This is a genomic window from Streptomyces sp. NBC_00663, from assembly GCF_036226885.1.
In the GTDB taxonomy this organism is placed as follows: domain Bacteria; phylum Actinomycetota; class Actinomycetes; order Streptomycetales; family Streptomycetaceae; genus Streptomyces.
Window position 1 is genome coordinate 8,665,582 of sequence record NZ_CP109027.1, and the last position, 14,654, is coordinate 8,680,235.

Consider the following 14,654-nt stretch of genomic DNA (forward strand, 5'->3'; position numbering starts at 1 on the left):
GAGCCGTCCGTCATCGCACCCGGCTCAGCGACAACGCGAAGCGGCCCTCGTCGTCCGTCCACCAGTGGGACAACTCGAGTCCCACGGCGGCCAGTTCGCCCCGCACTCCCTCCTTCCGGAACTTCGCCGAGATCTCCGTGTGCAGTTCCTCGCCGGCCGCGAAGTCGACGGCGAGGTCCAGGGCGGGAATCTTCACGGTCTGCGCGGTGCGGGAGCGCAGCCGCATCTCGATCCACTCGTTCTTCGCGTCCCACAGGGCCACGTGGTCGAAGGCGGCGGGATCGAAGTCGGCGTCCAGCTCCCGGTCGACGACCGTGAGGACGTTCTTGTTGAACGCGGCCGTCACACCCGCCGCGTCGTCGTACGCCCTGACCAGCACCTTCTTGTCCTTGACGAGATCCGTGCCGAGCAGCAGGGCGTCGCCGGGGGAGAGCAGGGCGCGGACCGAGGCCAGGAACGCCTTCCGTTCGGCCGGCAGCAGATTGCCGATCGTGCCGCCGAGGAAGGCGACCAGCCGGGGCCCCGGCGTCTCGGGCAGGACCAGCTCGGCCGTGAAGTCGGCGATGAGCGCGTGCACGCTCAGCGACGGCCGCTCGGCGATGAGCGCGTGACCGGCCTGGGTGAGCGCGCTCTCGCTGACGTCGACCGGGAGGTAGGTGTGCAGACCCGTGAGCGCGTCGATGAGGTACCGCGTCTTCTCCGAGGAGCCGGAGCCCAGTTCGACGAGGGTGCGGGCCTCGGTCGCCGCCGCGATCTCGGCGGAGCGGGCGACAAGGATCTCCCGTTCCGCGCGGGTCGGGTAGTACTCGGGCAACTCGGTGATCCGATCGAAGAGTTCGCTGCCATGGGCGTCGTAGAACCACTTCGGTGGGAGGGTCTTCGGGGTGCGGGTCAGGCCGTGCAGGACGTCGGCGCGCAGGGCGGCCTCGGTGGCGTCCTCGGGCAGGGTGCGGGTCAGGCGGAACGGGCTCACGTGCGCGGCTCCTTCAGCGATTCCACGGAGGGCTCCTTGAGCGGCGTCAGCAGCACGTCGGTGCCGCTGGCCGCGAGCAGCGTGCGGTCGGGGACCTCCTGCCAGTGCGGATCGTCGTCGTAGGGCTCGGAGGCCACTACGGTGCTGCGGCCGGGGCTCGCCAGATACCAGAGGGTGTCGCCCCAGGCGGTCGCGGCGATGGACTCGCCGTTGGTGAGGAGGAGGTTGAGGCGGGACCCGGGGGCCGCCGCGGCGACCTCCAGGACTGTGTCGGCCAGCGCCTGTCCCTCCTCGTCGCCGGCCCGGAGTCGGGCGAGGACGAGGGCCCACACGAACGCGGAGTCGTTGCGGGCCTCCATCGCCAGCAGATCCGCCGCCGGAAGGGTCTCCGTCAACGGTGCCAGGGAGCGGGGCCAGCCCTTGACGGCGCCGTTGTGGCTGAACAGCCACGGCCCGCTCGCGAAGGGCGCCGCCGCGGCTTCGGCGTCGGCGCCGGACAGGGTCGCGTCACGGACGGCGGCGAGGAGGGCGCCGGTGCGGACCACCCTCGCCAGGTCGGCGAAGGACTGGTCCGCCCAGATCGGGCCCGCCCGGCGGTAGCGCGCCGGCACCGGGTCGCCCGGCGCATACCAACCGACCCCGAAACCATCGGCGTTGACGGTCCCGTACCGCTGCCGCCGAGGCGCCCACGACTGCCGGTACAAGCTGTGCGGCGGCGCCACCAGGAGGCTGCCGAGCGGCTCCTCGGGGCCCAGATAGGCCAGGTGACGGCACATCAGACGCCCTCCGCGGACCGGGCGGTGCGGAAGCCGGAGAAGATCTGCCGCCGGATCGGGTAGTCCCAGTTGCGGAACGTCCCCCGGCAGGCCACCGCGTCCACGGCGAACGAACCGCCGCGCAGCACCTTGTACTCGGGGCCGAAGAACACCTCCGAGTACTCCTTGTACGGGAACGCCTGGAAACCGGGGTACGGGAGGAAGTCGCTCGCCGTCCACTCCCACACGTCGCCGATCAACTGGCGTACACCCAGCGGGGATTCGCCCTCCGGGTAACTGCCCGCCGGGGCCGGGCGCAGATGCCGCTGGCCGAGGTTGGCGTGCTCGGGGCCCGGGTCGGCGTCGCCCCACGGGTAGCGCGTCGAGCGGTCGGTGGTGGGGTCGTGACGGGCCGCCTTCTCCCACTCGGCCTCCGTGGGCAGCCGGCGCCCGGCCCAGCGGGCGTACGCGTCGGCCTCGTACCAGCTCACGTGCACCACCGGCTCGTCGGGCGGGACGGCCTCGGTGACGCCGAACCTGCGGCGCAGCCACTGATCGCCGTCGCGGCGCCAGAACAGCGGGGCGTCGATCGAGTGCTCCCGAATGTGCGCCCAGCCGGCCGGTGACCACCACCGGTCGACCGAGTAGCCGCCGTCCTCGATGAACTCCTGGTACGCCCCGTTGGTGACCGGAGCGGTGTCGATGTGGAACGGCGCCACCTCGCGCCGGTGCGCGGGGCGTTCGTTGTCCAGCGCCCAGGGCTCCGTGGAGGTGCCCATCATGAACGGGCCGCCGGGGACGAGGACTTCGGCCGGGCCGGTGTACAGGGGCGCCGGTTTCGGGTCGGGGGCGGTGAGCGCCTGCGGGCCGGTGCGGAGCTGATGCGTGATCAGCATCGTCTCGTCGTGCTGCTGTTCGTGCTGGGCGATCATCCCGAAGGCGAAGCCGGCCTCGGTGAGCCGGGTGCCGTGGAAGGCGGTCGACTCCAGCAGGTCCAGGACCCTGCCGCGCACCTCCGCCGCGTACTTCCGGGCCTCGGCGGGCGGTAGCAGCGGCAGCTTCGGCCGTTCCGCGCGCGGGTGCTCGAAGGCGTCGTACAGGCCGTCGATCTCCGGGCGCATCGCCTCCCGGCCCGCGACCCCCCGCAGCAGCCACAGCTCCTCCTGGTTGCCGATGTGGGCGAGGTCCCACACCAGCGGGGACATCAGGGGGGAGTGCTGGGCGGTGAGGTCGGGGTCGTCGACGCAGCTGGTCAGCAGCGTGGTGCGGTCGCGGGCCGTGGTGAGGGTGGTCAGCGCCCGTACGCGGAGCGTCTCGGCGTCGTCGGTCATGTGCGGAGGTCCTTCCCGTGCGGCCGGTCCAGCTGTTCGTCGGCGAGGTGGTTCCTGTGCGGCCGGTCCGGCGGTTCGTCGGCGGGGTGGTTCCTGTGCGGCCGGTCCGGCGGTTCGTCGGCGTTGTTCCCGCGCAGCAGGTCCAGCAGGTCGTCGGCGGGGCAGCGGCCCTGGCGGACGTAGCGCTCCAGATACGCGGCGACCGCGCCCCGGACCTCGTCGGTCGCGCCGAGCCTCGGCAGGGCGTCGAGGGCGGCCGTGAAGCACTGGACGGCCACGTCGTGCAGTTCCGGGTCGGCGAGACCGGTGCGCGCCGCGTCCAGCCACAGCGGGTTGTGCGGGGCCGGCCGCCCCAGCGACCGCTCGGCCAGCGGCTTCACCGCGCGGTAGGCGGTCTCGGCCGCCTCCGGGTCGTCGAACAGCGCCGTCGTCACCGCGAGCGGCACGATCCAGCCGTCCTCGCCGGGCTGGGCGTCCATCATGCGCAACTCGATGTGGCCGCGCGGTCTGATCGGCGGGAAGAGGGTGGTGAGGTGGTAGTCGAGGTCCTCCCGCGTCGGCGGCCTCGGCACGCCGGAGCGGGTCCAGTCGCGGAAGGTCATGCCGTCCGGGACGTCCCAGGCCCGGCCGTCCTGCCGTATGCACATCACCGGGGCGTCGAGCACATGCCGCGCCCAGGTCTCGCGGGGGTCCCCGTCCAGCGGGGGAGCGCCCGCGCGGCCCGCGCCGATCTCCATCCACAGCAGCTGCCGGGTGGAGAGCCAGCCAGTGGGCTCCCGGCCGACCAGCGGGGAGTTGGCGAACGCGGCGACCAGTACCGCGCCCAGCTGATGCGCCAGCCACCAGCGCCGGCCGTGCCCGAGCGGGCCCGGTTCCTCGTAGCCGGCGTCCAGGCAGACCTGCACGGACGCGGAGGTGCACATCATCGCGCGGCCGGCCGGGCCGGTGCGGTCGAGGCACGCCTCCATGGCGTCGTAGCGGGGCTCGTGGAGATACCGGCGAGGGGAGTGCCAGGGATCGTGCCCGAGGCCGACGAGGCCGAGACCGTGCCCGGCGAGCGCCGTACGGACGGCGTCGAGGTCGGCGGAGACGGTGCCGATGCACTCCATCAGGGAGGCGGCGGGCGGCGAGCTGAGCTCCAGCTGGCCGCCGGGCTCGACGGTGAGCGCCGAGCTCAGGGGCACGGTCCGCAGTGCGGCGTAGGCCGCTTCGAGTCGTTCGGGTGTGACGGGGAGCTGCGGTGTCCGCAGCTCGTGGACGAGCCATTCCACCTCTACCCCGACGGTGCGGGGCGGTCCGGTCTTGAAGCAGATGCCCCTGACCAGGGCCTCCACCTCGGCGGCGGACAGAGCGGTGCGGGGCTCCGTACAGTCGCTACAGTCGGTAACCGAATCGGACATGTCGGGATCCTCCTGAGATTCCACCATGCCGCCGGCCCGGATGATGTTGGCCGGACCGGCATCGCTCGTCCCACCCAAAACCCTCGAAGCGAATCGCACAAGGGTGCACATTGCCGCAATCGGGGCTGACGATCTCCGTTTCCTGTGCGTTTCCTGGGTGTTCTCGAGGCCGGGAAACTCCGTTGCACCGTAGGACCAGCATCGCCCACGATGCCTGCATGAGCACGACGGGGGAGCGCGCACGGCGCGCGATCGTGGCGCCCACGGGGGTGGCGCCATGAGCGCGCGCCTGCGCGGGATCGCCCAGCAGACGGAACAGATCGTCGAGGCCGGTTTCTATCGCCTCCCTGACGGGCGCGAGGTGTCCGTGGGGGAGGCGACAGAAGCCGCGCGGGCCGGTACGCGGATGTACGGGCCGGTGCCGGTGCCGGTGCCGGTCTGGACGCCGGCCGACCTGTTCGTCGAGGTCACCGGCGAGAGCAGCCTGGAGGCCGCGCGCCGGCTCGGCGGCAACCCGGCCGTCCTGAACTTCGCCTCGGCCCGCAACCCCGGCGGCGGCTATCTCAACGGCGCCCAGGCCCAGGAGGAGGCCCTGTGCCGGGCCTCCGCGCTGTACGCGTGCGTACGGGAGGCCCGAGACTTCTACGACCACCACCGGGCCCACCGCGACCCGTTCTACACCGACCGTGTCCTCCACTCACCGGCCGTGCCCGTCTTCCGCGACGACCGTGGCCGGTTCCTGGACGAGCCGTACCTCTGCGGCTTCCTGACGGCCGCCGCGCCCAACGCGGGCGTCGTCCGGCGTACGGCGCCGGAGCGGGCCGGCGAGCTGCCGCGGGCCCTGGCCGTCCGCGCCGAGCGGGTGCTGGAGGTCGCGGCGGCCGAGGGGTACCGGCGGCTGGTGCTCGGGGCGTGGGGGTGCGGGGTCTTCCAGAACGATCCGACGCAGGTGGCGGGGGCCTTTCACGCCCTGTTGCGGCCCGGGGGAAGGTTCGCGGAGGCCTTCGAGCACGTGGTGTTCGGGGTCCTCGACCGCACGCAGGGTCACGTGGTGCGGGCGGCCTTCGAGAAGACCTTTCAGGTCCAGCCGTAGCGCTCGTGCAGCCGCTGCCTGACCAGGTTGAACCGGCCGCGGTCCAGCGCGCACGCCTCCCGGCGCATGCCGTCCTCGTGCAGCCGCAGGATGCGGTCCACGTCCACCCAGGAGTCGCGGCCCGACTTGTCCCAGGGGCCGCTGCCGATCGGCACCCACTCGCGGTCGCCGTCGTGCCGCTTGCTGGACAGCTGCACGGCGAGGACGGTCCCGGCCGCCTCCCTGGCCACCACCAGCACGGGCCGGTCCTTGCCCCGCCCGTCGTTCTCCTCGAAGGGCACCCAGGTCCACACGATCTCCCCGGGGTCCGGGTCGCCGTCGTGCGCGGGTGAGTACTCGGTGCGCACCCGGCCCACCTCGCGCGGGGCGGCCTCGGTGGTGGCGGTGGCGCCGAAGCGGCCGGGAACGTTCTCATCGGTAAACGCAGTCACGGGGGCACCTTAGAGGGTGCCCCCGTGAGCCCTTGCGTCAGTCCTCCTGGACGGGCACCTTCTGCGCCGGCGGCTGCGGCGCGACCCCGTTCAGGGCCGAAGCACCGGCCGGTGTCTGCCCGTTCTGGTTCATGGACGCGAGCAGCTGACGGGCCAGGCCAAGACCGGTGCCGCCCATGGTGAGCGCCTTGGCGAGCATGTCCGCCATGCCGTCGGCGCCGTTGAGCACCACCATGTTGTCGACGTTCCCGAACGCGGACGCCCCGGCCCGCACGATCTCCGGCCAGTTCTCGGCGAGTTGCTGGGCGACCACGGCCTCCTGGTTCTCGGCGAGGGCGGCGGCCCGCGCCTTGATGGCCTCCGCCTCCGCGAGCCCCTTGGCCTTCGTCGCCTCGGCCTGCGCCAGGCCCCTGGCCTGGGCCGCGGCGGCCTCGGCCTCACCGGTGGCCCGGGTCGCCGCCGCCGACGCCGTACCGCGCGCCTTGGTCGCCTCGGCCTCGGCGCCCGCGGCCGTCTTGACCCGGGTGGCCTCGGCCGCGGCGGCCAACTCGGTCTCCTTCGCCTTGGCTTGGGCGGCGGAGATGCGTGCGTCGCGCTCGGCCTCGGCCAGCGTGCGCTTCTCGTACGCCTTCGCGTCCGCGGGTTTGCGCACGTCCGCCTGGAGCTGCTGCTCGGTCCGCTGCGCCTCCAGTTCGGCGACCCGGGTCATCTGCACGACGACCTCCTGCCGGGCGGCGGCGTCGGCGAGCGGTCCCGCCTGCTGGGTCTTGGCGGCGGCCTTGTCGCGCTCCGCCTGATAGCCGGCCTGGAGGATCTCGCTGTCCCGGGTGGCCTCCGCCATCCGCGCGAACGACTGCTGCTCGGCCTCGGTGGCCAGCCGGTTCGCCTCGGCCTGCGCGATCCGCGCGTCCCGCTGGACGGCCGCGGCGTGCGGCATCGCGAGGTTCTGGATGTACCCGGTCGGGTCCTCGATCTCATGGATCTGTAGCGAGTCCACGATCAGACCGAGCTTCTCCATCTCCGTGCCGCACGCGGCCCGCGTCTGCCCGGTCAGCTTCTCCCGGTCGCGGATCATGTCCTCGACCGTCAACCCGCCGACGATGGAGCGCAGATGACCGGCGAAGACGTTGTGCACCCGCTCCGACATCAGCTTCTGCTGGTCCAGGAAACGGCGCCCCGCGTTGGCGATGGACACGAAGTCGTCGCCCACCTTGAAGATGACGACGCCCCGTACTTTCAGCGGAATGCCCTGGTGGGTCACGCAGTCCACGTGCAGCTCGGTCTCGTTGAGGTCGAGGGACAGCTTGCGCACCGCCTGCACGCCGGGCAGCACCAGCGTGCCGCGGCCCGTGACGATACGGAATCCCATGCCCTCTTCGAGGCCCTCGGTCTTGTGCTTGGAACCCGAGATGATGAGCGCCTCGTTGGGCTCGGCGACCCGCCACATCATCTTGAACACACCGATCAGAACGAGGACAGCACCTACCGCGATCCCCGCAACGACGCCGATGACCATCGGCATTCGCCCCCTTTGCATGGTGCCCTTTCGGCACCGAACGAAGGGAGTCTGCGCCTCGGCGCAGCCCGGGTACAGACCCTGACGAACTCTTGTCGCAACCTTGACGCAAACGGCTCTCACCTGCGACAAAGACTGCTCAACTGTCGTACGCCGCCTGCACGTAGACCGTTCTCGGTGCCTGGTACTCCACCACCATGACGACCGTGCCCCGCTCGATGCGGTCGCTGCCGGTGGCCGGATAGGCGAGGAAGTGCTCGGCGCCGCCGCGCACCCGGACGATCACCTCGCCGACGAGCCCGGGCCCGACCGTTCCGGTGACCCGCCCCATGAGCCCGACCATCGACGCATCGTCCATGGTCACAGGGTACGGGCCCGACGCCGTCACACGGCCGGTGAGTCGACGGCGAACCTCCGCGGCGGCCACGCCTCGTGCCAGCGCAGCTCCGCCTCCAACTGCGCCGCGAGGGAGATCAGAAGCGGCTCGCTGTTGGCCGGACCGAGCAACTGCGCCCCGACCGGCAGACCGCCGTCCACGAAGCCCGCGGGGACGTTGACACCGGGCCAGCCCAGCACGTTCCACGGCCAGGCGTAGGGGCAGGCGGCGATCATCGCCCGGTCGGTGGCGAAGCCGCCGAGGCCGAGCATCGAGCCGACGCGGGGCGGGGGAGCGGCCGTGGTGGGCGCGAGGACGACGTCGTACGAGGTGAAGAAGGCGCCGATACGGCGGTGCAGGACCGCCTCCGCGCGCCGCGCGGCCCGCAGCGGTGCCCCGCCGAGCAGCCGGCCGAGGCGGGCGGCGTCGCGGGTGCGCCGGTCGAGCAGCGCGGGGAAGGGCGCCTCGCCGACGTGCTCGGCGAGGCCGACGGTGGCGCGCGGGATGAAGGTGAGGCCGATCTGGCCGTACGGCGGGTCGGCCTCCTCGACCGTGTGCCCCAACGCGGCGAGCTGCTCGGCGAGTTGGACGACCTTCGCCCGTACCGCCGGTTGGAGCCGGGCGGGCAGTGCGGTGAACGGCGGTTTCAGGGCGAGGGCGATGCGCAGGCGGCGGCCGGGGTCGCGGCGGGCGGCCTCGGAGGCGTCCATGGACGGCGGGCGGTGCGGGTCGAGGGCGTGGTTGCCGCTCGCCGCGTCGAGCAGGAGCGCGGCGTCCGCGACGGTGCGGGCCAGGGTGCCGTTGACGGTGATGCCCTGGAAGGACTCGCCGCGCGGCCAGGTGGAGATGCGGCCACGCTGCGGCTTGATGCCGATGAGATGGGTCCAGGAGGCCGGAATGCGCACCGACCCGGCGCCGTCGGAGCCGAGAGCTGCCGGTACGAGCCCCGCGGCGACGGCGGCGGCCGAACCACCCGACGAGCCGCCCGGCGTGTGGTCTGCGCTCCACGGATTACGAGTGGCCCCGAAGGCGGGCCCCTCGGTGAAGGGCCACTGCCCGAGCTCACAGGTGTTGGTCTTGCCGACGACGACGGCCCCGGCGGCCCGCAGCCGTCGTACGGCCTCACCGTCCTCGGCGACCGGCGGGAACTCCCCCTGGCAGCCGAACGCGGTGGGCTCGCCCGCCACGTCCATGTCGTCCTTCACGGCCACCGGCACCCCGAGCAGCGGCCTGCGCACTCCGGCCGCGAGCTCCTTGTCGGCGGCGTCGGCCTCGGCGAGCGCGGCCTCGGCCCGCACGATCCGGAAGGCGTTCAGCGAGCCCTGGTCGGCCTCGATCCGGGCGAGGGTCCGCTCGACGAGCGCGCGTGCGGTGACGGCACCGTCGGCCAGCGCGCGTGCGGTCTCCACCAGGCCCGCAAAACGGTCGGGCGCCGCACCGCCTGCGGAACGGTCGTGCGTCATACGGGACACCTCCGAGGCGCCTTCCGGGACGTTGCCTACCGAACGGTAACGTCGGAAAGCGCTTCGCCGGAACGTCCGTGACGGCAGCGGCCGTTCGACGCTCGGCACAGCCGCCGCACAGTGCTCATGAGGTCGTGCGCAAACCATTGACGCACCCGGATCTCACCCCTACCTTCTGATCGACTTTCCGAACCTTGTTCGGTATGCCGGACGTCTGAGCCGCGTCCTGTCCGAGAGAGAGCCGCCCGTGACCACACAACCCCCCATGCCGTCACGTCGTACCCTGCTGCGCGTCATGGCGGCCCTGCCCGCCTCGGCCGTCCTGCTCGGCGAACTGCCCGGCGCGGCCTACGCCGCCGCCCCGGCCAGCGGCTCCGCCACCCGCTACACGATCGTGCCGTTCCTCAACAGCAACGACGGCACGGTGAACGTCTACCAGTCGGACGACGCCCTCGACTTCCGCCTGGTGCAGGCCTCCGCGTACACGCCGCCGAGCAACCGGATCCGCGACGCCAGCGTGTTCAAGCACACCGACGGCTACTACTACATCACCTACACCACGCACACCTGGCAGGACGTCAGCACCACCATCGGCTTCGCCCGTAGCTCCGACCGGGTCAACTGGACCTTCCTGTACGACTACACGGTCCCGATCACCAACCTGTCCCGGGCGTGGGCGCCGGAGTGGTTCGTCGACAGCGACGGCAGCGTCAACGTCATCGTGTCCTGCTCGCTCACCAGCGACGAGTGGATCTTCACACCCTATCGGCTGAAGGCGACGAACTCCGCGCTCACGGCGTGGAGTTCACCGGTGGCCCTGGCCGGCATCGGCTCGAACCACATCGACACCTTCATCGTGAAGATCGGCTCGACCTACCACGCCTTCACGAAGAACGAGACGACCAAGTACATCGAGTACGCCACCGCGACCTCCCTGACCGGCCCCTACACAATCTCCAGGACCGGCGACTGGGCCGGCTGGGGCAGCTACCGCGAGGGCCCCGCGCTGGTGCAGCTCGACAACGGCGCCTGGCGCCTGTTCTTCGACGGCTACGGCGACGGCAAGTACTACTACAGCGACAGCTACGACACCTTCGCCACCTGGTCCGCGCCGACGGCCCTGCCCGTGATCTCCGGTACGGCACGGCACTTCACGGTCATCAAGGAGACGGTGTCCGGCGGCCCGACCCTGGCGAAGAACGTCACCCGGTCCTTCCAGTCGGCCAACTACACCACCCGTTACTGGCAGACGCAGTCCTCGCTGCTCAACCTGCCGGTGGTGACCAGCTCCAGCACCTCCGCCGAGAAGACGGCCTCCACCTTCACCGTCGTCGCGGGCCTCGCCGACTCGGGCGGCTACTCGTTCCGCGACTCCGCCGGCAACTACCTGCGCCACTGGGACTTCCGGGGCCGCTTCGACGCCAACGACGGCACGTCGACCTTCGCCAAGGACGCCACGTTCATCGCCCGCACGGGCTCGACGACCGGCTCGATCCGCTTCGAGTCGTACAACTACCCCGGCTACTACCTGCGGCACTACAACTACCAGCTGCGCGTGGAGCGTTCGGACGGCACGGCGCTGTTCCGGCAGGACAGCTCGTTCACCCCGGTGACGGCCTGGGCCTGATCACCGAAGGCTGCCAGGGGCACAGCACGATCTTGCCGTGGGTGTGCCCCAGCTCCAGCTCGCGGTACGCGTCCCGCACCTGCTCCAACGGGTAGGTGCGGGCGACCGGCACCTCCAGCTCCCCGCGAGCGGCGAGCCGGGCCAGTTGGCCGAGGACGACCGCGCAGGCCGCCGAGCCCTCGCCGTAGGTGCGCGCACCGACCCTGGCCGCGGCCCGCCAGTCGCGGATCGTGTTGATCCGCTCGGGCCGCACGCCCAACTCCACGGCCAGGTCCACATAGCCGTCGCCGAACGTGTCGATGAACGCGTCGACCCGGCCGCCGGACGCCTCCCGGACCCGTTCGGCGACGCCCTCGCCGTACGCCACCGGGACGATCCCGCGCTCCTTCAGCCAGGCGTGGTTGCGTTCGCCCGCCAGCCCGATCACCGAGGCGCCCCGACGCCGCGCCAGCTGCACGGCCAGCGACCCGACACCGCCCGCCGCGCCGGACACCACGACCGTGTCCCCGGGGACCGGGTCCACGGCGAACACGGTGGCGTACGCGGTCGTACCGGCCACGTACAGCGACCCGGCCACCTCCCAGGGCAGCCCTCGCGGCCGGGAGACCAGGTTCACGTCGTCGACCACCACGAACTCCGCGTGGCTCGCCCGGTTGTGGGTGAAGCCCAGCACCTCGTCGCCCACCGCGAATCCGCGTGCCTCGGCGCCGAGCTCCACCACCACGCCGGCCAGATCGCTGCCCTGTCCGGAGGGGAAGGCGGCCGGCCAGCGGCCGTGCCGGGCGCCCTCGCGGATCATCACCTCGCCGGGCTGGATCCCGGCCGCGCGCACCTCGACGAGCACCTGTCCGGGGCCGGGTGACGGGCGCGGCACGTCCTCCACCCGCAGCACGTCGATCTCGCCGTATTCGTGGAAACGGACCGCCCGCATCGCTTGATCACCGCACCTTCGAGTTCGGCCAGGACCTCGCCTTCAACGGTGCGCGGGCGCCGCTCTGTTCCCGCCTGTGTTGGGTGATACGAGCGTCATCGGCCCACTTCTTCGTGTCATCCGCCAGTACGGGCGCCGGACCGGGCGGGGGGAGACTCGCTGCCGCGTACACATCAGGCGCGGCGGTCGCCGTGCGACAGATGGGGGAGAGACATGAGTGTGCAGCAGTACGACGCGATCGGTGAGGCGTTCGAGGGGTTCAAGGCCCTGCCGATGATCCGGTACGGCGAAGTGCCCAGTTTTCTGGGGCTCGTCGGGGACGTGCGGGGCAAGTCGGTGCTGGACCTGGCGTGCGGGACCGGCTTCTACAGCCGGGAGTTCAGGCGGCGCGGCGCCACCGACGTCCTCGGGGTCGACATCTCGGGCGAGATGATCGCCGTCGCGCGGGACATCGAGCGTGCCGAACCTCTCGGCGTGCGCTACGAGGTCGGGGACGTGGCCGAACTGCGGCCCCTCGACCGGCGCTTCGACATCGCCCTCGGTGTGCAGTGCCTCAACTACGCCGAGGACATCGCGGAGTTGGAGCGGATGTGCCGCAACGTCCACCGCGGCCTGGTCCCGGGCGGTGAGTTCTTCGTGCTCTGCCAGCGGCCCGACTACCGGTTCGACTGCGCGTCCCTCGACCAGTACGGCTTCCGCTGCGAGCCCACCGGCGAGGAGGCGGAGGCCGGTCCGCGATGCCGGGTCACCGCCCTCCTCGAACCGCAGCCGATCAGCATCCTCGGCACGGTTCCGCGCCGCGAGGTCTACGAGGCGTCGCTGCGGGGGGCCGGCTTCGGTGAGCTGGAGTGGGTGCCGTTGAGCGTGTCCGAGGCGGGCGTCCGCGAGTTCGGCGAGGAGTTCTGGGCGGACCTGCTCGCGCACCCGCCGCTGGTGATGCTGCGCTGCCGGGCCTGAACGGTCCGCTCGGTTCCGCCCCGGCCGGACGGCGTTCAGGCGAACGCCACCTCGGCCGTGGCGTGCCGGGGTTCACAGCGAACGCGGCGTCCTGTCGGGGGCGTTGACGCGCACCAGGTCCAGCATGAGGAGGGCCAGCAGATCGCCCTCAACGCCGTACGCATCCACGGCGGTTACGGCTACTCGACTGAGTTCGACGTCGAAGGCTACTTCCGGGACGCCCCGCTGATGATCGTCGGCGAGGGCACGAACGAGATCCAACGGAACGTCATCGTGAGCCAGTTGGTGAAGCGAGGAGGCCTCGACGCCTAGGGCGCGTCCGGCGGCACCGCGGCCTGGATCTCCACCCGGTGCCGCAGGTACGCGTCCGGATGGCCGCGGGCTATGCGCACCGCCTGAGCCACCAGGTCCTGGAGCGCGGCGGGTTGACTGCGCGGACCGAGCGCGAGACCCGGCAGGATGCACCGGCGTACATCGAGGTCCTCGTTGGCGACGAACTCCCTCAGCGCGGTCTCCTGCCACTCGGCCCTGAGGTCGGCGACGGCATCGAGCTCGGCCTGGCTCTCGGGCGTCAGGACACGGTTCTCCCAGTCGAGGAACCGCATGGGCACCCCCGTCCAGTACCAGGCGCGGGCCGCTCCGGCCCGCTCCGGATTGCTGCCGGTGCGCAGATGTCCGATCAGCGCGAGCTGCACCCGGCGGCGCCCGTAGACGCGGACGGCGGGCTCGACGAACTGCCGGTTGAAGCTGGGGTCGGGGTCGTGGACCCCGGCGCGGACCAGGTGCTCGAAGAGACCTTCGGGACGCACGTCCGTGTCACGTAGGGTCTTCCTGACGATCGATCGGGCCCGGTGCGCCCACTCCCGGTCCGAATCGGCAGGGGCGGGGGGCTCGGCGCCGAGCAGCTCGACGAGAGCCGTCAAGTGCCCGTGGAACACGGCATGCCGGTCGCTCGGCCGCTCAGGAAGCGGCAGGTACGTGCGTGGTGTCTCGTCGCCCACCGGTGATCGTCCCCCTGGCTCGTGGTCGTAGCAGTGTGCGGACAAGAATGCCCGGACGGCCGGGTGCGGCGGCACCCGGCCACCGGTCGTCAGGCCTTGCCGCCCGTGCAGGCCGCGCCCGGCTCGGGGGTCTGACTGCCCTGCACGTACTTCTCCAGGAACTCGCCCACCCGCGGATCGGACCCCTTCGTCACGTTCAGCTGGTGGCCCCAGGCGGAGAGCGTGATCGGCGAGGACTGGTCGGGGTACGGGCTCATCAGGGTGTACGGGGTTGTGGCGACCTTGCCGGACAGGGACTTGACGTCGGTGTCCGCGGCCTTGTCGTTGTACGTGATCCAGACCGCGCCGTGTTCCAGGGAGTGCACGGCGTTCTCGTTCTGTATCGGGTCGGAGTAGACGTCGCCGTTGCAGTTCTGCCAGACGGGGGCGTGGTCGCCGCCGACGGGCGGCGTCATCGGATAGTCGACCGCGGTGTCGACGTGGGTCTGGCTCAGCTTCGACCACGACTTCTCGCCGGAGACCGGCGCGGCCTGGGCCTGTTCCTCGGCGTCGGCGGCGTCGATCAGGTACCAGCCGCCACCGACCAGACCGGCGAGGATCGCGGTGGAGGCGGCGATGGTGATGATCCGGTTGCGGCGTTCACGGGCCTGCTCGGCGCGGCGCTGTTCCTCGACGCGGGCGCGCCGGGCATCGGCCTTGGAGCCGTTGGTGTTCCTGCTCTTCTTCGTACTGGTTCTGGTGCTCTTCGAGTTGGCGGAAGCCATGGTGAAGTCCCTTGTGGGCAGCGGAGATCGACGGAT

14 protein-coding genes and 1 pseudogene are annotated in these 14,654 nt (G+C 71.7%); 4 read left to right on the forward strand and 11 right to left on the reverse strand.

The genetic code is table 11. From position 1 onward, the window contains the following. Positions 1-10 precede the first annotated feature (10 nt). The 4 genes from egtD to egtA are packed head-to-tail and all read right to left on the reverse strand — an operon-like array spanning position 11 to position 4,459. Positions 11-973, reverse strand: coding sequence for an L-histidine N(alpha)-methyltransferase (gene egtD / locus OG866_RS39365; protein WP_329342255.1), 963 nt, complete (start codon positions 971-973; stop codon positions 11-13). After that, complete coding sequence (gene egtC, locus OG866_RS39370; protein ID WP_329342256.1) at positions 970-1,749, reverse strand: ergothioneine biosynthesis protein EgtC; 780 nt, start codon at positions 1,747-1,749, stop codon at positions 970-972. The genes egtD and egtC overlap by 4 nt, the downstream gene beginning before the upstream one ends. Next, the gene (gene egtB / locus OG866_RS39375) at positions 1,749-3,059 is read right to left on the reverse strand and encodes an ergothioneine biosynthesis protein EgtB (RefSeq protein WP_329342257.1); all 1,311 of its coding nucleotides are present in this window, start codon (positions 3,057-3,059) and stop codon (positions 1,749-1,751) included. The genes egtC and egtB overlap by 1 nt, the downstream gene beginning before the upstream one ends. Next, on the reverse strand, positions 3,056-4,459 hold the full coding sequence (gene egtA / locus OG866_RS39380; protein WP_329342259.1) for an ergothioneine biosynthesis glutamate--cysteine ligase EgtA: 1,404 nt from the start codon (positions 4,457-4,459) through the stop codon (positions 3,056-3,058). The genes egtB and egtA overlap by 4 nt, the downstream gene beginning before the upstream one ends. Before the next feature lie 277 nt (positions 4,460-4,736). Between egtA and OG866_RS39385 the strand changes: the two genes are divergently transcribed. Continuing rightward, positions 4,737-5,552: a TIGR02452 family protein gene (locus OG866_RS39385; protein ID WP_329342261.1), complete on the forward strand. Its 816-nt coding sequence runs from the start codon at positions 4,737-4,739 to the stop codon at positions 5,550-5,552. Here OG866_RS39385 and OG866_RS39390 read toward each other — a convergent pair. From OG866_RS39390 to OG866_RS39405, 4 genes are all read right to left on the reverse strand, one after another. Then, a complete protein-coding gene (locus OG866_RS39390) occupies positions 5,537-5,983 on the reverse strand; it encodes a type II toxin-antitoxin system PemK/MazF family toxin (RefSeq protein WP_329342263.1) in 447 nt (148 codons plus the stop codon). The two genes, OG866_RS39385 and OG866_RS39390, sit on opposite strands and share 16 nt — an antisense overlap. Positions 5,984-6,020: 37 nt before the next feature. Then, complete coding sequence (locus tag OG866_RS39395) at positions 6,021-7,505, reverse strand: flotillin family protein (protein ID WP_329342265.1); 1,485 nt, start codon at positions 7,503-7,505, stop codon at positions 6,021-6,023. Positions 7,506-7,638: 133 nt separating this feature from the next. Beyond that, positions 7,639-7,857 carry a hypothetical protein gene (locus OG866_RS39400; protein ID WP_258314481.1) on the reverse strand — a complete coding sequence of 73 codons (219 nt, stop codon included), beginning with the start codon at positions 7,855-7,857 and terminating at the stop codon, positions 7,639-7,641. 26 nt (positions 7,858-7,883) lie between these two features. Next, the gene (locus tag OG866_RS39405) at positions 7,884-9,338 is read right to left on the reverse strand and encodes an amidase (protein ID WP_329342268.1); all 1,455 of its coding nucleotides are present in this window, start codon (positions 9,336-9,338) and stop codon (positions 7,884-7,886) included. A 265-nt stretch (positions 9,339-9,603) separates the two neighbouring features. Between OG866_RS39405 and OG866_RS39410 the strand changes: the two genes are divergently transcribed. Then, positions 9,604-10,965: a glycoside hydrolase family 43 protein gene (locus OG866_RS39410; protein WP_443063611.1), complete on the forward strand. Its 1,362-nt coding sequence runs from the start codon at positions 9,604-9,606 to the stop codon at positions 10,963-10,965. Here the strand turns inward: OG866_RS39410 and OG866_RS39415 are convergent. Beyond that, a complete protein-coding gene (locus OG866_RS39415) occupies positions 10,940-11,896 on the reverse strand; it encodes an NADP-dependent oxidoreductase (RefSeq protein WP_329342270.1) in 957 nt (318 codons plus the stop codon). The genes OG866_RS39410 and OG866_RS39415 overlap by 26 nt on opposite strands. Before the next feature lie 213 nt (positions 11,897-12,109). On the opposite strand from OG866_RS39415, the gene OG866_RS39420 reads away from it, so the two are divergent. Together OG866_RS39420 and OG866_RS39425 are read left to right on the forward strand one after the other, a co-directional pair. After that, positions 12,110-12,853, forward strand: coding sequence for a class I SAM-dependent methyltransferase (locus tag OG866_RS39420; RefSeq protein WP_329342273.1), 744 nt, complete (start codon positions 12,110-12,112; stop codon positions 12,851-12,853). A gap of 126 nt (positions 12,854-12,979) precedes the next feature. After that, a pseudogene (locus tag OG866_RS39425) lies at positions 12,980-13,165 on the forward strand (acyl-CoA dehydrogenase family protein); the annotation flags it as partial. Here the strand turns inward: OG866_RS39425 and OG866_RS39430 are convergent. Together OG866_RS39430 and OG866_RS39435 are read right to left on the reverse strand one after the other, a co-directional pair. Further along, positions 13,162-13,662 carry a hypothetical protein gene (locus OG866_RS39430; RefSeq protein ID WP_329342275.1) on the reverse strand — a complete coding sequence of 167 codons (501 nt, stop codon included), beginning with the start codon at positions 13,660-13,662 and terminating at the stop codon, positions 13,162-13,164. The pseudogene OG866_RS39425 and the gene OG866_RS39430 sit on opposite strands and share 4 nt — an antisense overlap. 281 nt (positions 13,663-13,943) lie before the next feature. Continuing rightward, positions 13,944-14,618 carry a DUF3105 domain-containing protein gene (locus OG866_RS39435; protein WP_329342276.1) on the reverse strand — a complete coding sequence of 225 codons (675 nt, stop codon included), beginning with the start codon at positions 14,616-14,618 and terminating at the stop codon, positions 13,944-13,946. Positions 14,619-14,654 lie beyond the last annotated feature (36 nt).